Raw genomic sequence first — 24976 nt, 5'->3', positions numbered from 1 at the left:
AGGCTGCGTCCATGTCAGTTGATCTTCACCATGCCACCCTTAAGGGTCAGCATGCCGCCACCATCGACCGTTTGTGTCGCAGACGCTTTGTTGTTAACCATCGCACCTTCATTGTCCAGCGTGGTACCGGCTTTGTTCTTGAGTCCGGTGCCGGCCTGGTTGGTCAGCTCGGTCCCGGCCTTGTTGGTCAAGGCGGTGCCCGCCTCATTGGTGAACGTGGTGCCGGCCTTGCTCGACACACTGCTGGCGGATTTGATGGTGATGGATCCGGTCACATCAATCAGCAGGTCGCCCGTCACCTTGAGCTCATACTTGCCAGTGACCACCTGCTTGAAATCTGCCTTGTTGGTGTGTGTTTCGTTGCCAGTGATGGTCAATTCCCGTGTGCCCTTGACGTTGTGGGTTTCTTTGCCGGTCTGAACGTCCACTGTGCGGTCGCCTTTTTCTAAAGTGTGGATTTCAGCGCCTTTATGGAGCGTGGTGGTCAGGTCGTTCTCGATTTCCACCTTCATGTCTTTTTGGGCATGGAAATAGAACTCCTCGGAATCCTTCTTGTCTTCCATGCGCATCTCATTGCCGGCAGCGCCCTCTTTCGAGGAGCGCGACTTGATGGTGCTTTGGGTCTGCATGGACGGCAAAGCCACCGGTGGCGCGTTCTCGGCGTTGTAGACGCTGCCGGTCACCAGTGGGCGGTCTGGGTCCCCGTCCACGAAGCTGATAACCACTTCCTGCCCGATCCGGGGCAAAAACAGGCTGCCCCAGCCCTTGCCGGCCCAGGACTGCGCAACCCGCACCCAGCAAGAACTTTTGTCATCCTTGGCACCTAGCCGGTCCCAGTGGAACTGCACTTTGATGCGCCCGTGTTCATCCGTCCAGATTTCCTCCCCCGACGGTCCGACCACGAAGGCCGTCTGGCTGCCCGACACCCTTGGTAAAGCGGTGTGCCGCGGGGTGCGGTATGGCACGGTGGCATCAAACGCTTCAAACGCATTGCAATACTGCGCCGCGCTGGCCCAGTGCGTCACGGAGCGCAACACCAGTGCCGTGTTCAGCGCGGTGCGCGGGTGCTCCGTCAGGTTGAACTTGGTGCCCGCCGCTAGCGGATAGCTATAGCTGGTGCCACGACAGATCACGCCCTGGTTCTGGCTCGCCTGCGAACGCACCGTAGCGCGCTGAGTCCCATCTGCTGCAACGGCATGGTTACCAGGATAGATAAACTGCTTGCCTTTGCCGAGGGTGCCGTCCACTTCAGCCTTGAGCGCTGTGGTGGGTGTGAGGTAATTGAAATCGCCGAACTCGAACTTCTGCGACACCAGACGGCTCTCCAACTCCAACTGGTTGACGATGGTCATGCGTCGGCGACCGTCCTGGTCCGGGAAGTACTTCAGGTCGGTCGCATCGGTGCAAGCCTTGTGCGCGCTGGCGGCATCCGCCAGCACCATGGTGTGCACGCCGTCGGCAAACGTGAAAAAGTAGAAGATGCCCTCTTCCTCCATCAGCCGTGCGATGAAATCAAAGGCGGTTTCATCGTACTGGACACAGTATTCGCGAATGCCGTAGGTGCCGGTGAGCTTGGCGTCAAACACCACGGCGAAGTCCCCCAGCACTTCCTTGATGATGTCGGCCGCCGTCTTCTTCTGGTAGATCTTGCGGTCGCGGCTGAGCGTCAGCAACCACAGCGTAGGGACCATTTCCGCGGTGTAGAAGGAGAACGCGTCGTCCCCCCCGGCATGCAGAAAGCGCGAGGCGATGCCGCTGAAGTAGCGCTTAGGCCCCTTAGGTACCTGGAGTTTGACCGTCATGGTCGCGCCAATGATGGTGGCGGGGTCCAGCGTCGCCTTGGCCGCGCGCATTGTCAGCGAAAATTTGAAGGGCTGGGAGATAGCCTCCACGCCATGGAAAGCATCCAGCATCAAGGCATCAGCACCGAACGGCGTGGTCACGCTCATCACGGAGTTCTGTTGGGTAAAGCCCTCACGCATTGCCGGTCAGCCCTTCGATGTCAACGCAAAGTCGAACTGGAACTGGTCTGCACCATCCAGTCGCACATAGACGGCATTGAAATCATCCGCCGTGGCAATGCACTCCAGCACGCGCCGCGACAGCTCAGGCAGCAAGGCCTGGGACAGGATGTGGTCCACATTGCGGGCGCCACTGTCGACCTCGGTACAACGGGCGACGATGGCGTCTTCCACCTCCGCATCCCATGTCAGCTTGGCCTTGTGGTTGCTGGCAAACCGCTGCGCCAGTTTGTCGAGCTTGAGCCGCACAATGGCACGGATTTGCGCGTCCCCAAGAGGGTAATACGGCACCAGGGTCAACCGGCCCAGAAAGGCTGGCGAGAACTGCCGCAGCAATTCGGGCCGCAACGCTTCCACCAATGCACTGGCAAACGGCCGCGCGTTGCCCGCGCAGGCCTGGGTGATGACGTCCTGCGCCGCGTTGGATGTCAACAAAATAAGCGTGTTCTTGAAGTCGATCTGCACGCCTTCGCCGTCGTCCATCGTGCCTTTGTCAAAAACCTGGAAGAACAATTCCAGCACGTCCGGGTGCGCTTTCTCCATTTCGTCGAGCAGCACCACGCTGTACGGCCTGCGGCGCACCGCCTCGGTCAGAACGCCGCCTTTGCCATAACCAACGTAACCGGGCGGCGCACCCTTGAGGTTGGAGACGGAATGCGCCTCCTGAAACTCCGACATGTTCACGGTCACCATGTTGCGGTCACCGCCATACATCAGATCGGCCAGCGCATAGGCGGTTTCCGTCTTGCCGACGCCGCTGGGACCCACCAGCATAAAGACGCCGACCGGCTTGCCCGGGTCATCCAGGTCTGCACGCGAGGTGCGCACCCGCCGCGCGATGGCGTCCAGCGCTGCATCCTGCCCAACCACCCGCTCGGCCAAACGCTCCTTGAGGTTCAGCACCGTGTGCAATTCATCCGCCAACACCTTGCCAATGGGGATACCGGTCCAACCCGACACCACCGCTGCTACCGCCGCAGAATCGACGTAGACGGGGACGAGGGGTTCATCACTGCGGATGGCTTCCAGCCCTTTTTCAAGTCGCACCAGATTGGCGGACGTCCATCCTGCATCTTCACCACTATCGACTGGGGTGTTTGCATCCGCCTGCTGGGCAAGGCGGCGACGCAGCACAATGATCTCCGCAACAGCCCGCTTTTCTTCAGCCAACTTCTCGTCCAGCCGTTCCTTGTCCTGCTTGTGCCGCGCGATCTCGGCCGTCAGGCTCTGGATGGCACTGACATGGTCCCGCCCCGCAGCAACCTCGCGTCGGTAGATGCGCAACTGAACTTCGGCATTGGCAATCTCGCGCTCCAGATTTTCCAGCTCAGGCGGTAAACCACTCTGACCGACCGCTACGCGGGCGCATGCCGTGTCGAGCACGCTGATGGCTTTGTCTGGCAACTGGCGGCCGGTGATGTAGCGGTGGGAAAGTTTGACCGCATCACGGACGGCATCGTCCACGATCTCCACGTTGTGGTGCTTCTCCAGCGTGGCCACCATGCCACGCAACATCTCGATGGCCACCTCTTCCGTGGGCTCATCGACTTTGACCACCTGAAACCGCCGCGCCAAGGCCGGGTCGCGCTCCACATACTTCTTGTATTCGGCCCAGGTAGTTGCCGCGATAGTGCGCAACTCACCCCGTGCCAATGCGGGCTTGAGCAGGTTGGCCGCATCGCCCTGGCCTTCCGCCCCACCCGCACCAATCAGCTGGTGGGCTTCGTCAATGAACAGGATGATGGGTTGCGCCGAGGACTTGACCTCGTTGATGACGGATTTCAGCCGATTCTCAAACTCGCCCTTGATGCCAGCCCCGGCCTGGAGCAGCGCCAAGTCGAGCGAGCGCACCGACACATTGCGCAGCACAGCCGGCACCAGCCCTTGCACTACACGCTGCGCAAAGCCTTCCACCACGGCAGTTTTCCCAACGCCAGCTTCGCCCGTGAGGATCGGGTTGTTCTGGCGGCGGCGCAGCAACACATCAATGAGCTGGCGAATTTCAGCATCACGGCCACGGATCGGATCAATCTGCCCTTGCCGCGCCCATTCCGTCAGGTCCACGGTGTATTGGTCCAGCGAAGGTGTGCTTCCATGGGCACCCGAGCGGCTTGGCATCTGTGCAGGTACTACGGCACCGGCCACCGCCGGCATCGCACCGCCAGCGGCGTTACCCTGGTAACTACGACTGTCCTCGGTGGAGCCGCGCAACCATTCGGACAAACCATTGCGCAAAGACTCACGCGGAATTTGCAAAAGTCCAGGCGCCGACTCCAGCAGCACGCCGCGCAGAGCGTCTACCTCCAAGGCGGCCAGTAGCACCGTCCCTGAGCGGATTCGTTGCTCCCCCAAAAGCATGGAGCTCAACAACCACGCTTCCTGCAACAGCGGGGCTAAATGGGGGGAGAGGGCCGGGGTTCGTGCGTTGCCGCGTTTGAAATGGTCCATCGCCTGCTGCAATTGCTGCGCAATAGCGTCCGGTGGGATCGCGAAGTGGGTCAGCAACACCTTCCAGTCGGGCGCGTTGCTGTCCATGATCATCAGGAAAAAGTGCTCGACTTCGACGTTGTAATGCGTTTGTTGAACGCAAAGCTCGGCAGCACGTTCTAGAGCGCGCTTGCATTCCGGGTTCAATTTGCCAAGAAGGGTGCGGGTGTCTATTTCCACGGTCAGGCGCCCTTCTTCATCATGGTGCCGCCGCTGATTCAGCCAGCTTGAAGCGCACTGGGGGCAAATCCACCAAAGAGGCGGGCCGAGAAACCAGCCAAGAGGTCCACCCCAAGCGCAAGGGTTGCTGGGCACTGAGCCCAGCGGGCGGCAAGTCATCAGGTCGAACCTGCAACACAATTTCAGCGTCGAGGTCTTGTGGCAGGTAGCGGCGCACCATCCAACCCAGCAATGCGTGCTCACTTCCGCCCTTCAGCAGCTGCTGCAAACGAGCCAGCCGCAACCCATGGAATGTGATGGAAACACCGGCACTTTGATCCCAGACCCGCTGCCCCAGTACCGCCGAGCGACCAAGCCTGGGCGCCCGCCCCCGCCCGCCAAGACGCAGAACATCGGTGGGCTCCAGCAAGCGCCAGCCACCGCAAAATTGTCTGGCCGAAGCACGCACATCCAGGCGATGGGACAACATCGCTAGCAAGCCAGTGATCGACCGAGGAGCGCCACCCAGCAGTCCCGCGTGCTCCAGCCATCCGGCGTCACCATCTGGTGCACGCACACCGGCCTTCAGTCCCAGCGCGCTGAGCGCGTCCAGACAGGATGCCAGTGGTGAATTGGCTGGCGCCAGACCATTGAGCCCCATGTTGTGTTTCTTGCGGCTGCGGTACAGAAAGGCCAGAAAACGGTGATTGAAGATATCGAGAAAGTCTGCCGTGGCGTGGTCACGTGCGGCATTGCGCTCCAGCACCATCTCGGTGAATGGCAGGGGCAGCGGGCCTTGCGCCCCCGCAAGCGACATCACGGGTGTGCGCAAGACAAACGGCTCACTCTCCGAACCGTCCTCGCTTACCTTGCTGACGTCACTGGCCTGAAAACCCAGAGAAACAACGGCGCGCAAACGCACAGGCAGCTGCATCGCATCGCGCTGCAGCGTTGGCGTTTGCGCATCCGCACGGACTTCACGCTCCAGCAGGCTGATGGCCTGAAAGAGGTTATAGCCTTGCGGCTTGGCCATCAGTCCTTGGACTAAAGAACCAGTTGGCGGCCGCTCATCGGTTCCCATTGCTTCCATATCTCATCGCCGCGGTACACCCGCAATTGCACAAATGAATTGACCGACGTGTAGAGCGCGAAAAAACGTGCCAACGCCGCCGACATAAGCAGGCGCGACCCACCTACGAAGGCTTCCTCATCAAATTCCAGCGAGATTTCCGTGCCCCTGCAGTACCCACGCCAAGCCTCGGTCCCAATATGGCCCGTGACACTGCGCGCCTTCAAACTGCGGATGCCACGGATCTGTTCATGGTCACGCGTGCTATCAGAGGCAAAGAGCCCCAGCATCTCACGTAGCTGGTCTTTGCCAGTGGAGCCATCCACCAACGACTGGTGACTCAAAGTCAAGAGCGAGACCAACCGCCAAAGCGTTTCGCTGCCGAGCGGGGGGTTACGCTGTGAGGTGGGCTCATACAGGCAGCGTACGGCGGCAGTGTCAGAGATGCCTTCCGCCACCATGCGCGCGTTGCGCGGAACCTGCTCAGCCAACCGCCGGTTGGTGCACAGCACATTGGCATAGACCACCGGTTGCGGCGGTGTCGTCAGCGACTTGCTCTGATCCACAAACGAAAGGAACACGTCGGTGCCGGAGATATCGCGACGCAAACTTTGCTCTCGTCGGGCAGACCAATAGCATGCAGGAGCACCTGTTCGCGCATGACTCAGCGCTGCGAAACTGGGCACAACAACGGGGCGCTGCGCGTTCGGATCGGATGCCGTCACCGACACAATGGAGTGCACCTCTGTACTGGCTTCACGCTGGCGGTCTGCCACCAGGCGGTATTCATAGTGCTTCTGGTCGATCAACAGCGGTTCACTGGTCCGCGGAAACAGGTTGATGATGGGCGTGCATCCGAGTTGAAATTGATCCGCATCAATGCCTGCAATTCCCCGCGCAGGCTGACCCATGACCAGGCGCACCTCAAAGCGCCTGCCCTTGCCCAGTCTGCCGCGCAGATTGCAGAGGTCAAAAAAGTGGAATTTGTTCGGAAACGCAAAATATTCCTGCATCAACCCATACGCGGGTTGTGCGTTGGGCGGCAGCGGCAACACATTCTCATCCTCGCCATAGCCCACTTCGCGCCATGAGTTCGCAGGAAGGAATCGGGTTGGCTCACCCTCCGGCGTGAGGCTCGCTGTTGCCACGTCGGCCACCAAAAATTCGTACAGCGGAATCGTCGTCATCCAGTCGCCATGCAGGTGGATGCGCAGCGAGTCGATTTCCAGCTCTGAAAAATCTGAATCCGCACCGCACTCGAAGGTCAGTCGCACCGCATTGCTACCGCCTTCCAAAACGGCGGCTGTGACGCTGACGGGCCACAGCACCGAATGCCAAGCCGTGCGGAAGCGGCATTGCTGGCCGTCCGATGCATTGGCATAAAGCGCCGAATGCTGGGGCACCTGGAAGCCGGAGGTGACCTTGCCTTGCGTCGGGTCCAGCTGGAATTGCGCAACGGACATGGACGGCACCGGCTGCACTAACGAGGGGCACAAGTTATCCAGCAATGCAGCGGCGACTTGAGGAAACTCGCGATCCAGGTCTTGGTGCACGCGCGCGGCCAAGAAGGCCACCGACTCAATGAGCCGCTCGGTGTGCGGATCCAATGACTCGGAGCCATGCAAGGCCAGACTGGACGCCACCTTGGGGTAACGCGCAGCAAAGTCGGAGCCTTGCTCGCGCAAATAGGTTAGTTCACGCTTGTAGTACTGGAGCAGATCGCTATGTATGACTTCAGCCACCGTCAATTCGCCTTTGCCAAGCCACCATGGCGCGGATCAATTTGAAGTTCAAAATTCAGGGGGCGCAGTTTCATGTCGATGGTGACCGCTCCGCTAATTGCCACCCGAGTCGTCGCATCGCTGGCAGACGAAGCAGCCCGCACCACCACATTTTTCAAACGGGGTTCGTACATGGCAATCGCCTTGGCAATTGCCAACTGCAGCAAGTCCAAGTCGGACTGCGAACGCGATGACAAGGCAGACATATCCGGTATGCCGTAATCCAGCGTGGTGCCGCTGCTATCCAAAAACTCGCGCACCACCAACCTGGACCGGGTGTTCAACAACCGCGACAGCTCGCGCCCAATCGAGAGCTCAAGCTGCACGGGCGACATGACTTGCCCGAATTGGCCGGAGTCACCACCTTGCAAGCGCTCGAAGAGCGGGATGCTGGCACCGCGGATGAGTTCTGCCATTCAAGAAATCCCTCATCCGAATAATAGGTGCCAGACGTCCCGCAAGACGCTTGCCTTGGATTAGCCGCCGGCGGCGGATTTGTTCTCGCGCGTCTTCATATCCCACGAGAAGTTGGCCGTACCCTCGGCAGTACCCTCTGGTTTCTGCTTGGTGTAGGTCGCGTTGATAGCCGTGAAGTTGATCGAGAAGCTCTCTCCTGGCAGATCACCGTGCCCAGACCCAGAAGTTTGAACGCTAGAGATCATGGCGTCGCTCATGGTGTAGTTCACCAGCTCCAATTGCTCGTCGCCGTCCGTACGGGTCACCGTCAAAACCACTTCGCCCAAGTTCTTGTTGCCGGCACAAGCTTCCGCCAGCAACAAAGAAGAAACGTCCATGGTTTTGGAGCAATTCATTTCGGAGATTTGCACGCCACCACTGGTGCGTTCACTGTTGCCCGCATTGGAGGTCAGCGAGTTGGATACACCCAAGCTGAACGAATCCAACATGATCCAATCCTCGTAGCCCTTTTCCGTGCAATTGCCGCTAATGGTGTCAATACTTAGGTACAACATAGGTTATCCAAACAGGTTGAGTTAATCGAAAGAGACGTGCTTCAGACTGCAGGAGCAGGCAGATCAGCAACCAAGCGGATGGATGCAGTCAACTCTTCCATTTGGAAATGCGGACGCAGGAAAACTACCGCACGGAAAGCGCCTGGTTTGCCGGGCACTTCTGATACATCGATACGTGCTTGGTTAAGCGGGAAGCGTGCCTTCATGGCCTGAGGAGCGCCCTCGTTGATCAACACATACGCAGAGATCCAGTTGTTCAAATAGATCTCTACTTCTCCACGGGTCTGGAAGCTGCCGACCTTGTCACGCATGATGACTTTGAGGTAGTGCGCGAAGCGGGAGGCCGCCAGCACATAGGGCAGGCGGGCCGACAGCTGGGAATTGGAATTCGCAGCGTCTTTGTCATACAGCTTGGGTTTGTTGACGGTTTGTCCGCCAAAGAACGCTGCAAAGTTGGAGCCCTTGGAGTTGACGATGGCAATGAAGCCCAGATCGTTGAGCTCCTTTTCGCGGCGATCGGTAATCAGCACTTCGGTCGGGCACTTCAGCACCACATCGCCTTCATCGGTCTTGAAAGCATGGGCAGTCATGCCCTCGACTTTGCCCCCGCCCTCCACACCACGAATGGCGGTAGACCATCCGTACTGGGCATAAGCGTCGGTAATTCGCAAACCCAACTGGTACGCAGAGTTGGCCCACAGGTACTTGGAGTGGTCTTTGCCATCCACGTCTTCTTCAAAATTAAAGTTGTCTACCGGGATGGTCTTGGCGCCGTAAGGCAAACGTGCTGCATAGCTGGGCAGCACCAGAGACACATAACGCGAATCTTCCGAATCACGGAAGCCACGCCAAGCAGCCAGCTCTGCGCTTTCGAAAATCTTCGAGAGGTCACGCGGAACACCCAGCTCGGTGAACGATTTCATGTCAAACAGGGCGGGTGCCGCTGCCGCGATGAAAGGCGCATGGGCCGCTGCGGCCACTTTGGAGATGCGCTCCAACAAAGCCAAATCCTGTGGGTGGCGGCCAAATTGGTAATCACCAATCAACAGCGAGTAGGGATGGCCGCCGAAGGTGCCATATTCTTCCTCGTACACCTTCTTGAAGAGCACACTCATGTCGTGGTCCACTGCGGACTCCAGATCCTTGAGCAGTTCCTTCTTGGTCACATTCAGCAGGCGCAGCTTCAGGCGCGTGCTGGTTTCCGTGCCGAACACCATGTCGTGCAGACCGCGCCACGAGGCTTCCAGCTTCTGGAACGCGCTGTCGTGCATGATGGCGTTGAGCTGGTCAGAGAGCAGTGTGTCGATCTCTGCAATCCGCTCGTTGATCATTGCCACGACGCCCTTGTCCGGGCTGGTTTTCATACCCTCGTCCAGAATCTGCGAGGCAAACTGGCCGATCAGTTTCTTTGCATAGGGGTTTTGCGAAGGCTCCACCGCCATATTGCCCTCCACCACGATGCGGTCCAGAAGACCCAGTTCGCTGGTGGTGCCGGTGGCGCCTGCGCCACCCGTTTCTTGTGTAGTTGCCATGTCAATCACCGTTCCAAATGTTGAAGCCCGTGCGCTTGCACGAACCTAAAAGCTGTTAAGACGAAGAGGCGTCCGACGCAGGGGCATCGGCATTGGCCTGGGACTGGATCGTTTTGAGCTCTTCCGTGCTTTGGACGATGTTTTCAAGGAGGCTGTCGAGCTCATCGTTGCCGTCGAGCTTGGCCAGCAAGTCGCGCAGTTGCTGGCGTGCTTCCAGCAATTTAGCCAGACGGGGAACCTGGCGAACAATGGCTTCGGGATGGAAATCGTCGTACTCTTTGAAATTCAGTTCGACCTTGATATTGCCCTCACCCTTCATCGCATCGGGAACGGAGAGGTCCAGCCGGGGAGCAATCTTGGCCATGATGCCGTTGAAGTTGTCGCGGTCGATTTCGACGAAGCGGCGGTCCTTCATTTTGGGCAGTGCAATGGCAGGCTGGCCGGAAAGGTCGGCCAACAAGCCCACCACCATCGGCAATTCTTTTTTCTCAACCGCATCGCCAATTTCAACGTCGTACGTGATTTGAACCCGTGGTGGACGGTTGCGACCCACCCAATTTTGCAAACTGTCAGACATAGATTCCCCTCAAAAAGGTTGAAAACAAAGTTGCAAGAGGCCGCGATCGTCACCACGCATGAACACAAAGCGAAAACCATGCACCCGAGGTTGGGCTTTGTACACCACAATCCCCTGCTATGCAATAGATAGTAACGTTTTAAACACCTTGGATACTTGACATATGGGTGTAACCTGCATCCCATATTTGCCGACCTTGCCATTTTTTCAACGGAAGGGCATCGCCATGGACACCGTCACCCAACTCCGAACCGACCTGACAAGTCTGCGTATGGTGGTGGCCATCGATTCGGCGATGCTGTTGTCAGTGCTGCGGCGTATGCGCCCTGAACAGCTGGGTCAAGCCTCGACGGACTTTCTGGAAGTGTGCGAGGGGTTGAGCATCAAAACCCTGTTTTCCGAGATGGACGATCACGCCATTCAGGCCGCACAAAAACGCCGTGACTGGTGGGTGGGCTTGGTGGCCGAGTTACTGGCAGATGGAGCCATGGCGCAGGGCGCCACTAGCCCCGACGCCGCCGAGCCTCCGGAAACGTGAGCGGCAGCCGACGGTCACACGACAACAAAGCGTTTGGTTAGATCGAGCATCCGGGTTGCGGCCACGGCCCCCAGCGCCAATGTCAAGGACTGCGCCACGGAAGGGTGCTCCGCTCGCAGCTGGTTGAATCGGCTCGGCGTGAGACTCCATACCCGACAAGCTACGGAGGCTTGCACTGTTGCATTGCGCTCACGCTGTGAGAAAAAGGCGCCTTCTCCGACCACACCACCAGCCCCTACCATTGCGACAGCCTGCGAGTCAGACTCTGTGCCGTAGAGGACGCGTAACACCCCGGATTCCAGAAAATACACAGTCCGATCCAAGGCTCCCTTGGCGGTGAGGATGTGACCACGTCGCAAATTTTCCACGTCTAGATAAGAACCCAGCACTTTCCATTCCTCCTCGGACACGAAGCGTGTGAGGGAATCGTCCGACGCGGTGGTTCGAATGGCCTGCAGCAGAACGGAGAGATCGGGTGCAGCTACGCTGAAGAAGGAACGGGAATTAACCATCGATAGAACGCCCCGGTGTCAGGCGGCAAGTCTGAGTCTGCCGCACTGTAGTTCAAATCGCTCCGACGGTAAACAGTGATGCCCAAACGCTTTGCGGTGCATCGGTCATTTGTTACGATGGAATACTGCAACTTCAAAAAGGCGGCTCCAGATGCCATGGGAACAAGTGGAAGACATTTTTGTGTTTGCACGCAAACGCATGGACAACAAGGGCTATGGCGCTCGCATCAAAAACTCTGCAAAGCTTCACACGCTGCGTAGTGCGCTGAGTGGCAAGGGGTCGGCATTGTCCAAGGCGGCCTCCGTCGCTGGCATTGTTGTGCGATCTGCCTTCAAGTTGATACCAGTCCCCATGGTCGGAGACCTGCTAGGTGCCGCCCAGAAGGCGGCAGAAGGCAAGGCACGCGGCTTTCACCGCTCTAGGCGCAAAAACGAGGCGATCAAGAAAAAGGACCTCGAAAATCAGGTGAAGTTCGCGCTCAAAGAACTGACGGTGGAGGATATTGACCGCTACCGCTGGAAACTCAAGGAAGCGATTGAAGCGTTGAACAAAAAAGCGGCTGGCTTTGATGCGCTGCTTGCCGACAAGCTGTCTGACGGCAAACCTTGCCATGCCTATCTGGAAATGGCGGAAGCAGTTGCCCAGGCGGAGCGGCGCTTTGACAAACTCGATAGCCTATGTTCCGACATGATGGGCGTTCTCAACGAATGCCGCGATTGGTGTGGAACACAAAACGCGCTGATCACTGGTTTCAAAAACCAGTACTCACAGTTTTTTGGCGACCAAGTAAGCAAGGAAGAGAAGGCGCTCAGCCGATTGGAGGCCATTCAAGCTGGTCAAGGCCTGTACATTGGACAGGCAAGACACGTGAACTGCGAGCACTACTGCTACTTTCACGCGCATACAGAATCCGACAACTGGGCCCAAACCCGTCAAGGACTGGCAACGTTCGTTCGGGAAATATCAGCTCCCTTTGAGGCCGAATCCTTCGTTACTCTGGACGGAAGTATTTACCAAACCGCCAAGTACGACTCTCAGACCGGCGAAAAACTCTAAGAGAGTCCCTGCACTCACGCAGCTGCGCGTGTAAGTCGGTCCCGCACGCCGTCCCACTCAGGCGCCTCGGGCGGCGCCTCCACCCAAATCAGCTTGACGCCTTGGGCGTCCATCTCGCGCAGCTTGGCAAACAGCTCGTGCGCTGCCGGCTGGGCGTGGTTGGGCATGCGGTGCGCAGTCACCAGCGGTGAGCGCACCTTGAGCGGGCTGCGGTGGTAGAGCGCAATGGTGGGGCGTGCATCGGGCGCCTGGGCGCTGGCCAGCAGGTCCAGCGCGGCCTGCAGCGCCTTGGCGTCCATCAGGCGCACAGTGGCGCTGGGGGCGTAATGCGACTCCAGGGTCCCAGAGGCCCGTGGCCCCGGCTGGCTCTGCGCATCCAGCTCTTCTTTTGATAGCAATTGGCGCCCGCAGGCATCGGCCACCTGCACTGCCGTAATCGACCCGGGGCGCAACAGCACCGGCGCACCGCGGGTGCAGTCGATGATGGTGGACTCGATGCCCACGTCACAGGGGCCGCCGTCCAGGATCAACAAATCGTCGCCAAACTCGCTGTGCACATGCTCGGCTGTGGTGGGGCTCACGCGGCCAAACTTGTTGGCGCTGGGAGCGGCAATGCCCCAGACCTCGGCTTCACCCTCTGCGGGCTTGCGCAATGCGGCTAGCAGCGCTTGCGCTACCGGGTGCGCGGGGCAGCGCAGGCCAATGCTGTCTTGCCCCCCCGCCGCTGCCTCGCCCACACCTTCGCGGCGCGGAAGGATGAGGGTGAGCGGACCGGGCCAGAAGGCCGACATGAGCTGCTGGGCAAACGCCGGCACCTTGGTGCAGTAGTGCGCCACGCCACCCATGCCGCCGTCAAACGCGGCCACGTGCACGATCAGCGGGTGGTCCGCCGGGCGGCCCTTGGCGGTAAAGATCTTGCTGACGGCGGCGGGGGCTGAGGCATCCGCGCCCAAGCCGTACACCGTTTCGGTTGGTAGGCCAATCAGGCCTCCAGCCCGCACCGTCTCTGCGGCAGCAGCTATGGAATCAGGAGCAAGCTCCACGCCATCCGCAAACAGGTAGGCCGAAACAATCATGGTGCTGGTGGCTCAGAACGCGGCGATGCCGAGGATGCGCGCCGCCTCCAGCGCCGTGGCACGCACCTGCGCCACGGATTCACCGGTGATGTTGAGGTGGCCCATCTTGCGGCCAGGCTTAGCTTCCAGCTTGCCATACAGGTGCAGGTGGGTGCCGGGCAGGGCCAGCACCGCAGCCCAGTCGGGCACACCGCCATCGGGCCAAATATCGCCCAACAGGTTCAGCATGATGGCGGGGCTGTGTTGGCGCGGCTGCACCAGCGGCAGGCCTGCCAGCGTACGCACCTGCAGGTCGAACTGCGAGACATCGCAGGCGTCCATGCTGTAGTGGCCGCTGTTGTGCGGGCGCGGCGCCATCTCGTTCACCACCAGGCCGCCCAGGCCGGCAGCGGCTGGGTGGCTTTCGTCCAGCACAAAAAACTCCACGCACAGCACGCCGACGTACTGCACGCCTTTTGCTATCGATTTCGCAGCAGCCACCGAACGTTCCACGAGGGCTGGGGGCAGATTTTCTTCATAGACCTCGGTCACCGCCAGAATGCCGTCGCGGTGCAGATTGCGCTGCACTGGCAGGTTCACACAGCTGCCGTCGGGCGCGCGTGCCACGATGACCGAGCACTCCAGGGCCAGCGGCAGCATCTTCTCCAGCACGCAGGGCACGCCTTGCAGGTCGGCCCAGGCCGCGGCCAGCTCGGCCGGCGTTTTGACACGCACCTGGCCCTTGCCGTCGTAGCCCATGCGGGCCGTTTTCAGGATGCCGGGCAACAGATGGGCGTCCACAGCGGCCAGCTGCGCAGCCGTTTCAATCACGGCATAGGGTGCACAGGGCACGCCGCATTGCACAAAGTGCGCCTTCTCGGCTGCGCGGTCTTGGGCGATGGCCACGGCGGCACCGCTGGGTGCTACGGGGCGGCGCTGCGCCAGCTGGCTCAAGGCCTCGGCCGGCACGTTCTCGAATTCGGTGGTGATGGCCACGGACACGTCGGCCAGCCGGGCCAGGCCCGCAGGGTCGGTGTAGCTAGTCTGGATATGGTGGTGGCTGATGCGGCCGGCCGGGCTATTGGCGTCCGGGTCCAGCACCGCGGTAAAAAAACCCATCTGCTGCGCGGCGTGGGCAAACATGCGGCCCAGCTGGCCGCCGCCCATGACACCCAGCGTCACCTCCCGTGATCCGCCCAGCGCCAAGCTTTCCGAGGCAGCGCTCACGACGCGCTTCCTGTAATCGGCAGGGTCATGCCTTGGGCTTTTAGGGTCTGGTCGCGGCGGAAGGCCTCCAGCTCCCTGCGCATGTCCAGGTCGTTGACCGCCAGCATGGCCACGGCAAACAGTGCCGCGTTGGCCGCCCCAGCCGCGCCAATGGCAAACGTGGCCACGGGAATGCCTTTGGGCATTTGCACGATGCTGTGCAACGAATCCACACCCGACAACGCCTTGCTCTGCACCGGCACGCCCAGCACGGGCACCGTGGTTTTGGCCGCCAGCATGCCCGGCAAGTGGGCGGCGCCGCCAGCACCGGCGATGATGGCCTTGAGGCCCCGTTCGACCGCCAGTTCGGCGTAGGCAAACATGTCGTCGGGCATGCGGTGGGCGGAAACCACCTTGGCTTCGAAGCCAATGCCAAACTGCTGGAGAATATCGACTGCGTGCTGCATGGTGTCCCAATCCGAGCTGGAACCCATGACGACGCCGATTTGAATGGTTTTCATAGTGCTGAAATGCGCTTTGCAGAGCGCCAGGTGGACTGGCGGCGCAGGGTTTGCGCACTTGGCCAGAATTGAATTTTACTTTTTCACCCCGAGCTACCCCCCATGATCAACGTCACCATCGAAAATTTTGAGGCCGAAGTCGTCGCAGCCTCCCACCAAACTCCCGTTCTGGTGGACTTCTGGGCGCCCTGGTGCGGCCCCTGCAAGGTCATTGGCCCCCTGCTCGAAAAGGTGGAAGAAGAGTACGCCGGCCGCTTCAAGCTGGTGAAGATTGACTCGGACCAGGAGCAGCAACTGTCCCAGGCCTTTGGCATCCGCAGCATCCCCACCTGCGTGCTGATGATCAACGGCAAGCCGGCCGATGGCTTCATGGGCGCGATCCCCGAGAGCAAGATCAAGGAATTTCTGGACAAACATGTGCCGTCCGAGGCCGTGCTGGAAGCCGAGGCTGACGCGGAAGACGCCCAGGACCTGGCGGCGGCTGGTGACCCCCAGGCCGCGCTGAACAAGCTGCTGGAGGCCCTGACCATCAACCCCGGCAACGACGACGCGCGCTACGACTATGTGCGCTTGCTGATTGAGAACGACCTGCTGGAGGACGCCGAGGCCGCGCTGGCGCCCAAGCTCACCGAAATTCCGCGCCAGCTGCGCTTCGAGGCGCTGGGCCAGTTTCTGGACGCCATCAAGTTCGTGGTCACCGATGACCGCGGCCTGTGGACGCCGGACCAGTTCGACGCCCTGACCGCCACCAACAAGCGCGACTTTGACGCCCGCCTGGCCAAGGCCCGCGTGTTGATGGTGGGCGGGGACTGGACCGGCGCCATGGACGAGTTGCTGGAAATCATCATGCGCGACAAGGCCTGGGGCGACGCCGTGCCGCGCAAGACCTTTGTGGCGATTCTGGAACTGCTGACCCCGCCCAAGCCCAAAGCCAACCCCGCCGACGCGGGCAAGACGGCCGGTGGCATTGAGGTGGTGGGCAAGGTAGTGGCCGAGACCGACCCACAGGCCCAGCTGGTGGCCACCTACCGCCGCAAGCTCAGCATGGCGCTGAACTGAGTTTCAGGCGCCCCCCGGGGGCGCCCTGTTGCGAAAGGGGCGGATTTGCAGTACGGTGCATCAGGCATTTCGCACACCACAGCATCCACCTGCTCCCCTTCGATGCAACCCTCTGTCCGTATCGGCTTTGTGCACCTCAATGCCCTGTGCTGGACGTATTTCCATTACCACCTGCAGATCTGCAGCAAGCCCCTGGGCATAGAGCTGCTGAACCGGCCCGTCCGGTCCCTGCAGGGGCAAATTGAAGAGATCCGTGCGCTGCTGCTCGAAGGCATCCAGGTCCTTATCGTGCGGCCAGTCGCCAGCGAGCAACCCGACCTGATTGCAGTCCTGCACCAGGCCAGGGAACAAGGCGTGCATGTGATTGCCGTGGATGGGTCTCCCGGTGGAGAAGACCATTTTTTAACCATCAGCGCCGACAACTTTGCCGGCCAGTTCGCCATGGCGGACTATATGTGTCGACATTTGGGCGGCAGCGGCAAAGTCGCTTACCTGCAGGGCGACCAGCGCATGGAGGCAGGGCGTCTGCGCACCCAGGGCTTTCTGAGCGCGCTGAAAAAGTACCCGAACATCGACCTGGCGTTTGATGGCGCGCTGGACTGGAGCTCGGAAACCGACCTGCGCACCCAGGGTATGGCCCTGGCGCGCGATGCCTTGGCCCGGCACCCCGACCTCGTTGCCATCCTGACCACCAGCGACGAGGCCTCGTTGGGCGTCAACGAGGTCCTGATCCAGGCGGGACTGGTCCACAAGGTGCTGGTCACAGGCTTTGATGCCATGCCCGAAGGGTTGGTGGCCATGGCCCAAGGCCGCATGCATGCCTCGGTCCACCAGCCGCTGGACCGCATGGCCGAAACGGCGATCCAGGCCGCACTGCAGATGGTTCAAGGTGTGGCCCCGCAGAGCAACCAGGTGGTGCTAGACACGGCAATCGTTCTGCCCGAGAACCTGGGCGATGCGGCGCTGCGCGCGCTCAGCATCTTTCCCAGCATCACCCAGGATTTGGTCACCCGCAACCAGGAGCAGAAGCAGAGCAACGCGTTTTTGGAAACGCTGCTGGACAACATCCCCACCATGCTCTACGTGAAGGAGGCCAAGGAATACCGGTACATCCGCGTGAACAAGGCCCGCGAGGCGTGGCTGGGCGTATCACGCGATGAGCACCTGGACAAAACAGTCTTTGACCTGTTTGGCGAAGAGGACGCCAAGCGCTATTGGCAGGAAGACCGCACGGTGATGGAGTCCGGCATTCCACTGGAAATTCCCGTGGAGAGAACCGAAATACCCGGCTTCGGGTTGCGATTCGTGCACACCCGAAAAATTCCGATTTACAACGAGCAGCACCAGCCCGCCTACATCCTGTGCATGGCCGACGACATCACGGAACGCACCCGTGCAGAGGCTCTGCTGGAGCAACACGCCACCGATCTGGAGCGTGCCAACCAGGCCTTGCTGGAGAACCAGCGCATGCTGGTGAACTCCGAAAAGATGGCCGCGCTGGGCGCGCTGGTGGCAGGCGTGGCGCATGAGCTCAATACCCCCATTGGCAATGCCATGCTGGCGGCCACGACCCTGAAAGACCAATGCCTCGCCTTTGCAGAACAAGTGGGCAAGGGCATCACGCGCACCGACCTGCAGCACTTTCTCGATGCCATTGGCAGCGGCTCGGACCTGGTGGAGCGCAACCTGGTGCGCACAGCGCATTTGATTTCGAGCTTCAAGCAGGTGGCGATCGACCAGTCGAGCTCCCAGCCGCGCAAGTTTCTGCTGGCATCGGTGGTGGAGGAAACGCTGTTGCTGCTCTCCCCCACCCTGAAAAAGACTGCGGTGACGCTGGAACGCGCCATCCCCGACCACCTAGAAATGCACAGCCACCCCGGGGCTCTGGAGCAGGTGCTGATGAACCTGATCAACAACGCTGTGATCCACGGGCTGGACGGCCAGGCGCAAGGGCATATCCGCATTCAGGCCCACCTGCAGTCGCCGGGCTGGGTTCGGCTGGCGGTGGAAGACGATGGCGTTGGCATTGCGCCCGAGAACATCCAGCGCGTGTTCGATCCCTTTTTCTCCACCCGCTTTGGCCGCGGTGGATCGGGTCTGGGCCTGAGCATCACGCACAGCCTGGTCGAACACACCCTGGGCGGAAAAATCGCGGTGCGCAGTCAGGTGGGCCAAGGGACCCACTTCGACATCACGCTGCCGCTGCGTGCGCCCGCCGTCCCCCTGGAGTAGTACGCCTACTTGGCGGCCTCTTTGGCCTTCAGCCACGCGGTCATCATCGCAATCTCCTGCTTTTGCGCGCGGATGATATTGCGGGCCAACTGCTTCACCTTGGAGTCTTTGCCGTACTTCAACACCACCTCGGCCATGTCGATGGCACCTTGGTGGTGGGGGACCATGCCGGCCAGAAAGTCGCGGTCTGCATCACCCGTCAACGCCACCGACATGTCCTTGTGCATCTTGGTATTGGCCGCTTCATAGGCCACGCTGGAGGGCGAGGTGTCGCCGCTCGCCGCCATGGTGTGGCCGGCGTGGGGGTCTTGGGCCTGCGCCCATGCACTGGGGGCTAGCAGCGTGGCGGACAGGGCCAAGGTCAGGGCGGCCGCGGTGCGGCCCAGGGAAATGTGTGCTGTCATGGATTCCTCAATCTCTGCAAAGCGCAGGTGCCAGATAGACCGCCTTGGAAGGCCAAGGTTCCCGCCCGCGTTTGCGCTGGATCAAGAAGCCCTTCAAGCGGCCCGACGGTGCGCTGCCCCACTGGCAGCGGGGTAGCGCTCGGTGGCCAGCACGCGCTCGGCGTTCAGGCTGCGGATAGGAATTTCCACATCCTGGGGAATGCCGCCGCTGAGCTGCAGCGCCATGTAGCGACCGCAGCACACGCGCAGGAAGGACGCGAAGTTGTCTACCTCGCCACGCTCCTCCACCAGCTCGTCGTACAGCTTGGTGCACAGCTGCGGCACGCTCATGCCGTCGCGGGTGGCGATTTCATGGAGCACCTGCCAAAACAGGTTTTCCAGTTTGATGCTGGTGGCCACGCCGTGCAGCCGCACCGAGCGCGCGCGGCTCTCATAAAGCGTAGGGTCGGCGCTGATGAACACTTGGCACATGGACTGTCTCCAAAGGGGGCTGCCCCGCATGGTGCAGGCCAGCCCCCAAGGCGTCAATGGGAAATACGCGTGCCCAGCAGCGCCAGGAACTGCGCGATCCAGGCCGGATGTGCGGGCCAGGCTGGTGCCGACACCAGGTTGCCATCGGTGTACGCAGCGTCGATGGCAATGTCGGCGTAGGTGCCGCCCGCGCGCTCCACCTCGACCCGGCAAGCCGGGTAGGCTGAGCAGGTTCGGCCCTGGAGCACGCCAGCACCCGCCAACAATTGCGCCGCGTGGCACACGGCGGCGACAGGCTTGTTGGCGTCGAAAAAATGCTTCACGGCAGCGACCACCGCAGGATAAGTGCGCAAGTACTCGGGGCCACGGCCACCAGGAATCACCAGCGCGTCGTAGGTCTCGGCCTTCACGTCAGCAAAGCTGGCGTTCAGCGTGAAGTTATGACCGGGCTTTTCGCTGTAGGTCTGCGCGCCCTCAAAGTCGTGGATGGCGGTCTTGATGTGGTCGCCGACCTTTTTGTCGGGGCACACGGCGTGCACCGTGTGCCCCACGGCCAGCAGTGCCTGGAACGGCACCATGGTTTCGTAGTCTTCGCAGTAGTCACCGCAAATCATCAGGATTTTCTTGCCCGCCATGTCAGTCTCCTCGTTGTAGATGGGAAACCGATTGTTGGGCGCCACGCGCGTGGCGTGGTGGTACCGGGTTGTTACACCCGGCTGGGGGCTCAGGCGGTCAGGCGGGTCAGCGCTTCCTGGTATTTGGCGGCGGTCTTGGCAATCACCTCGTTAGGCACGCGGGGGGCTGGGGGGGTCTTGCTCCAAGGCTTGCCGTCCACCAGGGCCTGCTCCAGCCAGTCGCGGACAAACTGCTTGTCGTAGCTGGGCGGGTTGGTGCCTTCTTGGTAGCTCTCTTGCGGCCAGAAGCGGCTGGAATCGGGCGTGAGCACTTCGTCCATCAGCGTCAACGTGCCGTCTTTGTCCAGGCCAAACTCAAACTTGGTGTCGGCAATGATGATGCCCTTGGTCAGCGCGATTTCGGCCGCGGCCTTGTAAATCTGGATGCTGAGGTCGCGGATCTGCGTGGCCAGGTCCAGGCCAATCATTTCCACGGTTTTCTCGAACGTGATGTTCTCGTCGTGGTCGCCCACCGCAGCCTTGGCAGCCGGGGTGTAGATCGGCTCGGGCAGCTTGCTGGCGTTCTTCAGTCCGGCAGGCAACTTCACGCCACACACGGCGCCGTTTTCCTGGTATTCCTTCCAGCCGCTGCCTGCCAGGTAACCGCGCACTACGGCCTCCACGGGCAGGGGCTTGAGACGCTTGACCAGCATGGAGCGGCCTGTGACCTGGGCCACTTCAGAGGGCAACACCACACTCTCAGGCGCATCGCCGGTCAGGTGGTTGGGGCAGATGTTGGCGCCGTTAGGCCCAAGCTTCTCGAACCAGAACAGCGCCATCTGCGTGAGCAGCGCGCCCTTGCCGGGAATCGGCTCGCCCATGATCACGTCAAACGCGGACAAGCGGTCGCTGGCCACCATGAGAATGCGGTCATCGCCCACGGCGTAGTTGTCACGCACCTTGCCACGGGCAAGCAGGGGAAGGGACAGGGCAGAAGTGTGCAGTGCAGAGGTCATGGCATCCAACAAATAAAAAGGCTCTGCCCCCACGCCGGGAGGCAGAGCCCTCGATTATCGCAAGTTACGCGCCGCCTCGGGCCGCGCCCTAGTTCCGGTGGCTAAGCAGGTAGGTCTTTCTACCCACGCCGTTGCGCTTGGTTTCGGACATCGAGCTGATGCCGGAGTGGCGAAAGATGAGCCCATAGCCCACCTCATCCCAGGCACCGGCCTTCTTGAACTCTTGGCTGTAGTACAGCACATAGCGCTCAGAACCGCTTCCCAGCCAATAGGAGGCCACGGTGGCATTGCCATTTGAATAGGCGTAAACAACCTTGGCAGAACCCGACTCTGCCAAACTCCTGGCGATCTGCTTGTACCAATCGTCCAGGATGTCCGGAGGGACGCCCACGGGATTCACGGTGTCCAAAAAGGCCTCTGCTGCCAGGATGGTGTAGCGCGCCTCGCTTTGGCGCAGACAAATGCCGGTGGAGCGCGTGATCTGGAACTGGCTGGCCGAACTCAGGTGGCTCACCCCAATCGTGGTGCCCGCAGGCAAGGGCAGTTTGGCCGCCGTGTCCTTCACGCCCGTGCCGGACGCAACAACCTGCGGCACGCACTTGGCTGCTTCAACCGCCAGATTGCCAGCATTCACTTGGGCACTCTGAAATTTGCTCTCGATACGAAGCGCGCTCAAAGGCACGTAGTCATCGGGCGGTGCAAACTGCTTGGGCTGGGTGGTCTCGCACCCCGCCAACAGCGCCACAGCGCTCACCACGCCCCAGATCCATTCTCTTCTCACGTTGTCTCCTCCCTTGGGTTATTGGAGCAACGAGTTTAGCCCCGTCCCAACGGAAAGGCCCTTGGTGCGTGATGTGCACCAAGGGCCTTGCGAGAAGTGCAGAAGGAATTACTGAACGACCTGCGCCAACTCTCCGCGCGCGTACTGCCCGGCCACCACCTGCAGACTGTGGCCCTTAATACCGGCGGCTTGGCCTTCGCAACCGAACTCGACGTAGCGCTGTTTGCAGAGCTGTTTGGCGGCTTCGCGTGCGGGCTTGAGCCATTCTCGGGCGTCAAACTTGTCGGGGTTTTCAAACAGGAACTTGCGCACCGCGGCGGTCATGGCCATGCGGATGTCGGTGTCGATGTTGACCTTGCGCACACCAAACGGAATCGCGCGCTGCACTTCTTCTACGGGCACTCCCCAAGTCTGGGGCATCTTGCCACCGTACTGGTTGATGGCTGCCAGCAGGTCTTGCGGTACCGCGCTGGAGCCGTGCATCACCAAGTGGGTGTTGGGGATGCGAGCGTGGATTTCCTTGATGCGCTCAATGGCCAGGATGTCGCCCGTGGGCTGGCGCGTGAATTTGTAGGCGCCGTGGCTGGTGCCAATGGCGATCGCCAGCGCGTCCAACTGCGTGCGCTTCACAAAATCAGCGGCTTCCTCAGGATCGGTCAGCAGCTGTTCGCGGGTCATGATGGCGTCGGTGCCGTGGCCGTCCTCCTTGTCGCCCTGCATGGTTTCCAGCGATCCCAGGCAGCCCAGTTCGCCCTCCACCGTCACGCCCAGCTTATGGGCCATGTCGACCACCTTGCGGGTCACTTCGACGTTGTACTCATAGCTGGCAATGGTTTTGCCATCGGCTTCCAATGATCCGTCCATCATCACCGAGCTGAAGCCCAGGTCGATGGCGCCTTGGCAAACGGCAGGGCTTTGGCCGTGGTCCTGGTGCATCACGACGGGAATGGTGGGGTAGCTTTCCACCGCAGCCTGGATCAGGTGCTTGAGGAAATGCTCACCCGCATATTTGCGGGCGCCAGCGCTGGCCTGCATGATGACCGGGGCGCCCACCTCCTTGGCGGCTTCCATGATGGCCTGGACTTGCTCCAGGTTGTTCACGTTGAACGCGGGAATCGCGTAGTTGTGCGTTGCCGCGTGGTCGAGAAGCTCGCGCATCGAAACGAGTGCCATGGATGTCCCCAGGAAGTTAAAAACTCGCAGCGGCAGATTTGGTAACCGCTTGGTAACTTGTACCGTTGCTGGATTCTAACTCCCGAGGGTTAACCCGAATTCGGACGCGAAAAAGGGGCCCGCAAGCCCCTTGATACAGCGTTGAACTGGATCAGTTCACCGCGCAGATCTTCAGCATGTTGGTGCCACCGGGGGCGCCCATGGGTTCGCCGCAAGTGATGGCGTAGATCTCGCCCTTTTGCACAATGCCGCGCGTCTTCAGGTGCTTTTCGGCTTCCAGCAGTGCGGTGTCGCGGTCGGCGCTGGAACCCATCAAGAGCGGGCGCACATTGCGGTACAGCGTCATCTTGCGCTGGGTGGTGACTTTGGGGGTCAGCGCGTAGATCGGCACATGGATCAGGTGGCGGCTCATCCACAGTGCGGTGCTGCCGCTGTCGGTCATAGCGACGATGGCCTTGGCACCCAGATGGTGGGCCGTGAACAGTGCGCCCATGGCGATGGACTGGTCGATGCGAGTGAAGGTCTTGCCGGTGAAATCGGCATCCAGCTTGACGTGCTCGCTGCCTTCGGCGGCGAGACAGATCTTGGCCATTTCGATCACGGTTTCCAGCGGGTATTTGCCAGCGGCAGTCTCGGCCGACAGCATCACGGCGTCAGTGCCGTCGAGCACGGCGTTGGCCACGTCGCTCACCTCGGCGCGCGTGGGCACGGGGTTGGTGATCATGGATTCCATCATCTGCGTAGCGGTGATCACGACCTTGTCGTGCTCGCGGGCCAGCTTGATCATGTGCTTTTGCAGCGCAGGTACGGCGGCGTTACCAACTTCCACGGCCAAATCGCCGCGGGCCACCATGATGCCGTCCGAAGCCAGCAAGATTTCCAGCAGGCGGGGGATGGCTTCGGCGCGTTCGATCTTCGCAATCAGACCGGGCTTGTGGTTGTATTCGGCCGCCGCGACATTGCACAGCTGGCGCGCCATTTCCATGTCAGTGGCGTTCTTGGGGAAGCTCACGGCCACGTAGTCGGCCTGGAAGCTCATCGCGGTGCGGATGTCTTCCATGTCCTTGCCGGTCAGCGCGGGAGCGGTCAGTCCGCCGCCTTGCTTGTTGATGCCCTTGTTGTTGGACAGCTCGCCGCCCAGCTTGACGGTGGTGTGCACCTGCTCGCCCTTCACCGCGTCCACGGTGATCACGATCAAACCGTCGTTGAGCAAGAGCACGTCACCAGCGCCCACTTCAGAGGGCAGCGCCTTGTAGTCCAGGCCCACGGCGTTGATGTCGCCCAACTCTGTGCGGGCGGCGTCCAGAATGAATTTTTGGCCAGGCTCCAGGAACACCTTGCCTTCGGCGAACTTGCCCACGCGGATCTTGGGGCCCTGCAGGTCGGCCATGATGGCGACTTCGCGGCCGGCGCGCTGCGCGGCTTCGCGCACCAGGCGGGCGCGGTCGATGTGGTCTTGGGCCTTGCCGTGGCTGAAGTTCAAGCGCACCACGTTGACGCCGGCACGGATCATTTGCTCCAGCAATGCGGGGTCGCTGGAGGCGGGTCCGAGGGTGGCAACGATTTTGGTAGCGCGACTGGGCATGAAACGGTCTCCTAGAGTGTGTTACCTATTTTCACACGTAAGGTCCTGTAAGAGTTACAGCCCAGGCACAAGAAAGAACAAGCAGGGGTTAGCCCCGAGGGCAGACAACCGCCGCACGTGGTTGAATGATTGCCCGCCCGACGCCTGCCCGCCAT

Annotated in this window: 23 protein-coding genes; 4 read left to right on the top strand and 19 right to left on the bottom strand. The window is 60.8% G+C overall.

The annotated features are described in order from the left end of the window. Positions 1-14: 14 nt before the first annotated feature. Genes AC097R_RS03325 through tssB form a run of 8 tightly spaced genes read right to left on the bottom strand, consistent with a single transcriptional unit; the run spans position 15 to position 10597 of the window. Positions 15-1949, bottom strand: coding sequence for a type VI secretion system Vgr family protein (locus AC097R_RS03325; protein ID WP_479596175.1), 1935 nt, complete (start codon positions 1947-1949; stop codon positions 15-17). Between the two features lie 39 nt (positions 1950-1988). Continuing rightward, on the bottom strand, positions 1989-4688 hold the full coding sequence (gene tssH / locus AC097R_RS03320) for a type VI secretion system ATPase TssH (protein ID WP_479596174.1): 2700 nt from the start codon (positions 4686-4688) through the stop codon (positions 1989-1991). Between the two features lie 19 nt (positions 4689-4707). After that, entirely contained in the window at positions 4708-5700 is a 993-nt protein-coding gene (tssG, locus tag AC097R_RS03315; protein WP_479596173.1) for a type VI secretion system baseplate subunit TssG, read from the bottom strand. Positions 5701-5711: 11 nt separating this feature from the next. After that, the gene (gene tssF / locus AC097R_RS03310) at positions 5712-7478 is read right to left on the bottom strand and encodes a type VI secretion system baseplate subunit TssF (RefSeq protein WP_479596172.1); all 1767 of its coding nucleotides are present in this window, start codon (positions 7476-7478) and stop codon (positions 5712-5714) included. 2 nt (positions 7479-7480) lie between these two features. After that, entirely contained in the window at positions 7481-7933 is a 453-nt protein-coding gene (tssE, locus tag AC097R_RS03305; protein ID WP_479596171.1) for a type VI secretion system baseplate subunit TssE, read from the bottom strand. Positions 7934-7993: 60 nt separating this feature from the next. Continuing rightward, positions 7994-8488: an Hcp family type VI secretion system effector gene (locus tag AC097R_RS03300; RefSeq protein WP_479596170.1), complete on the bottom strand. Its 495-nt coding sequence runs from the start codon at positions 8486-8488 to the stop codon at positions 7994-7996. A gap of 41 nt (positions 8489-8529) precedes the next feature. After that, positions 8530-10020 (bottom strand): type VI secretion system contractile sheath large subunit, encoded by a 1491-nt coding sequence (gene tssC / locus AC097R_RS03295; protein ID WP_479596169.1) that lies wholly within the window; start codon positions 10018-10020, stop codon positions 8530-8532. A gap of 55 nt (positions 10021-10075) precedes the next feature. Continuing rightward, positions 10076-10597: a type VI secretion system contractile sheath small subunit gene (gene tssB, locus AC097R_RS03290; RefSeq protein WP_310343140.1), complete on the bottom strand. Its 522-nt coding sequence runs from the start codon at positions 10595-10597 to the stop codon at positions 10076-10078. 226 nt (positions 10598-10823) lie between these two features. Here tssB and AC097R_RS03285 point away from each other — a divergent pair, with 226 nt between their 5' ends. Next, on the top strand, positions 10824-11135 hold the full coding sequence (locus AC097R_RS03285) for a hypothetical protein (protein WP_479596168.1): 312 nt from the start codon (positions 10824-10826) through the stop codon (positions 11133-11135). A 14-nt stretch (positions 11136-11149) separates the two neighbouring features. On the opposite strand, the gene AC097R_RS03280 is transcribed toward AC097R_RS03285, so the two are convergent. Then, on the bottom strand, positions 11150-11647 hold the full coding sequence (locus AC097R_RS03280) for a Crp/Fnr family transcriptional regulator (RefSeq protein ID WP_479596167.1): 498 nt from the start codon (positions 11645-11647) through the stop codon (positions 11150-11152). Between the two features lie 181 nt (positions 11648-11828). Here AC097R_RS03280 and AC097R_RS03275 point away from each other — a divergent pair, with 181 nt between their 5' ends. After that, positions 11829-12704, top strand: coding sequence for a hypothetical protein (locus AC097R_RS03275; protein WP_479596166.1), 876 nt, complete (start codon positions 11829-11831; stop codon positions 12702-12704). 14 nt (positions 12705-12718) lie between these two features. On the opposite strand, the gene AC097R_RS03270 is transcribed toward AC097R_RS03275, so the two are convergent. From AC097R_RS03270 to purE, 3 genes are read right to left on the bottom strand one after another with little or no spacing between them, the layout of a single operon-like run. Further along, positions 12719-13762 (bottom strand): L-threonylcarbamoyladenylate synthase, encoded by a 1044-nt coding sequence (locus AC097R_RS03270; protein ID WP_479598086.1) that lies wholly within the window; start codon positions 13760-13762, stop codon positions 12719-12721. Between the two features lie 30 nt (positions 13763-13792). Then, positions 13793-14986, bottom strand: a complete 1194-nt coding sequence (locus AC097R_RS03265) for a 5-(carboxyamino)imidazole ribonucleotide synthase (protein ID WP_479596165.1) — start codon at positions 14984-14986, stop codon at positions 13793-13795. Next, positions 14983-15486: a 5-(carboxyamino)imidazole ribonucleotide mutase gene (gene purE, locus AC097R_RS03260; protein ID WP_479596164.1), complete on the bottom strand. Its 504-nt coding sequence runs from the start codon at positions 15484-15486 to the stop codon at positions 14983-14985. Before purE ends, AC097R_RS03265 begins: the two co-directional genes overlap by 4 nt. 102 nt (positions 15487-15588) lie before the next feature. Here purE and trxA point away from each other — a divergent pair, with 102 nt between their 5' ends. Together trxA and AC097R_RS03250 are read left to right on the top strand one after the other, a co-directional pair. Continuing rightward, complete coding sequence (gene trxA, locus AC097R_RS03255) at positions 15589-16545, top strand: thioredoxin (RefSeq protein WP_479596163.1); 957 nt, start codon at positions 15589-15591, stop codon at positions 16543-16545. Between the two features lie 102 nt (positions 16546-16647). Next, the gene (locus tag AC097R_RS03250) at positions 16648-18777 is read left to right on the top strand and encodes a substrate-binding domain-containing protein (RefSeq protein WP_479596162.1); all 2130 of its coding nucleotides are present in this window, start codon (positions 16648-16650) and stop codon (positions 18775-18777) included. Between the two features lie 5 nt (positions 18778-18782). Here the strand turns inward: AC097R_RS03250 and copM are convergent, their stop codons facing one another. The 7 genes from copM to pyk all read right to left on the bottom strand — a co-directional run bounded on the left by copM (position 18783) and on the right by pyk (position 24821). Further along, complete coding sequence (gene copM / locus AC097R_RS03245; RefSeq protein ID WP_479596161.1) at positions 18783-19181, bottom strand: CopM family metallochaperone; 399 nt, start codon at positions 19179-19181, stop codon at positions 18783-18785. 93 nt (positions 19182-19274) lie between these two features. Beyond that, positions 19275-19652, bottom strand: a complete 378-nt coding sequence (locus AC097R_RS03240) for a ribbon-helix-helix domain-containing protein (RefSeq protein ID WP_479596160.1) — start codon at positions 19650-19652, stop codon at positions 19275-19277. 53 nt (positions 19653-19705) lie between these two features. Beyond that, positions 19706-20287 (bottom strand): DJ-1/PfpI family protein, encoded by a 582-nt coding sequence (locus AC097R_RS03235; protein ID WP_479596159.1) that lies wholly within the window; start codon positions 20285-20287, stop codon positions 19706-19708. An 89-nt stretch (positions 20288-20376) separates the two neighbouring features. Then, a complete protein-coding gene (locus tag AC097R_RS03230) occupies positions 20377-21282 on the bottom strand; it encodes a phosphoribosylaminoimidazolesuccinocarboxamide synthase (protein WP_310343160.1) in 906 nt (301 codons plus the stop codon). Between the two features lie 88 nt (positions 21283-21370). Beyond that, positions 21371-22063 carry a hypothetical protein gene (locus AC097R_RS03225; protein ID WP_479596158.1) on the bottom strand — a complete coding sequence of 231 codons (693 nt, stop codon included), beginning with the start codon at positions 22061-22063 and terminating at the stop codon, positions 21371-21373. 108 nt (positions 22064-22171) lie between these two features. Beyond that, positions 22172-23236 carry a class II fructose-bisphosphate aldolase gene (gene fba / locus AC097R_RS03220; RefSeq protein ID WP_479596157.1) on the bottom strand — a complete coding sequence of 355 codons (1065 nt, stop codon included), beginning with the start codon at positions 23234-23236 and terminating at the stop codon, positions 22172-22174. Between the two features lie 151 nt (positions 23237-23387). Next, positions 23388-24821 carry a pyruvate kinase gene (gene pyk / locus AC097R_RS03215; RefSeq protein ID WP_479596156.1) on the bottom strand — a complete coding sequence of 478 codons (1434 nt, stop codon included), beginning with the start codon at positions 24819-24821 and terminating at the stop codon, positions 23388-23390. Positions 24822-24976 lie beyond the last annotated feature (155 nt).

It is taken from the genome of Rhodoferax sp. ZS1R25, from assembly GCF_056521335.1.
Note: the sequence above shows the minus strand (reverse complement) of the source record. Positions and strands in the feature narration are given on the sequence as shown.

Bases quoted from the DNA above. Each gene is read 5' to 3' on its own strand.
- AC097R_RS03230 (WP_310343160.1), bottom strand. From the start codon at position 21,282: ATGACCTCTGCACTGCACACTTCTGCCCTGTCCCTTCCCCTGCTTGCC.
- copM (WP_479596161.1), bottom strand. From the start codon at position 19,181: ATGACAGCACACATTTCCCTGGGCCGCACCGCGGCCGCCCTGACCTTG.
- AC097R_RS03300 (WP_479596170.1), bottom strand. From the start codon at position 8,488: ATGTTGTACCTAAGTATTGACACCATTAGCGGCAATTGCACGGAAAAG.
- tssB (WP_310343140.1), bottom strand. From the start codon at position 10,597: ATGTCTGACAGTTTGCAAAATTGGGTGGGTCGCAACCGTCCACCACGG.
- tssC (WP_479596169.1), bottom strand. From the start codon at position 10,020: ATGGCAACTACACAAGAAACGGGTGGCGCAGGCGCCACCGGCACCACC.
- AC097R_RS03250 (WP_479596162.1), top strand. From the start codon at position 16,648: ATGCAACCCTCTGTCCGTATCGGCTTTGTGCACCTCAATGCCCTGTGC.
- pyk (WP_479596156.1), bottom strand. From the start codon at position 24,821: ATGCCCAGTCGCGCTACCAAAATCGTTGCCACCCTCGGACCCGCCTCC.
- purE (WP_479596164.1), bottom strand. From the start codon at position 15,486: ATGAAAACCATTCAAATCGGCGTCGTCATGGGTTCCAGCTCGGATTGG.
- AC097R_RS03325 (WP_479596175.1), bottom strand. From the start codon at position 1,949: ATGAGCGTGACCACGCCGTTCGGTGCTGATGCCTTGATGCTGGATGCT.
- tssG (WP_479596173.1), bottom strand. From the start codon at position 5,700: ATGGCCAAGCCGCAAGGCTATAACCTCTTTCAGGCCATCAGCCTGCTG.
- AC097R_RS03280 (WP_479596167.1), bottom strand. From the start codon at position 11,647: ATGGTTAATTCCCGTTCCTTCTTCAGCGTAGCTGCACCCGATCTCTCC.
- fba (WP_479596157.1), bottom strand. From the start codon at position 23,236: ATGGCACTCGTTTCGATGCGCGAGCTTCTCGACCACGCGGCAACGCAC.
- AC097R_RS03235 (WP_479596159.1), bottom strand. From the start codon at position 20,287: ATGGCGGGCAAGAAAATCCTGATGATTTGCGGTGACTACTGCGAAGAC.
- trxA (WP_479596163.1), top strand. From the start codon at position 15,589: ATGATCAACGTCACCATCGAAAATTTTGAGGCCGAAGTCGTCGCAGCC.
- tssE (WP_479596171.1), bottom strand. From the start codon at position 7,933: ATGGCAGAACTCATCCGCGGTGCCAGCATCCCGCTCTTCGAGCGCTTG.
- AC097R_RS03240 (WP_479596160.1), bottom strand. From the start codon at position 19,652: ATGTGCCAAGTGTTCATCAGCGCCGACCCTACGCTTTATGAGAGCCGC.
- AC097R_RS03285 (WP_479596168.1), top strand. From the start codon at position 10,824: ATGGACACCGTCACCCAACTCCGAACCGACCTGACAAGTCTGCGTATG.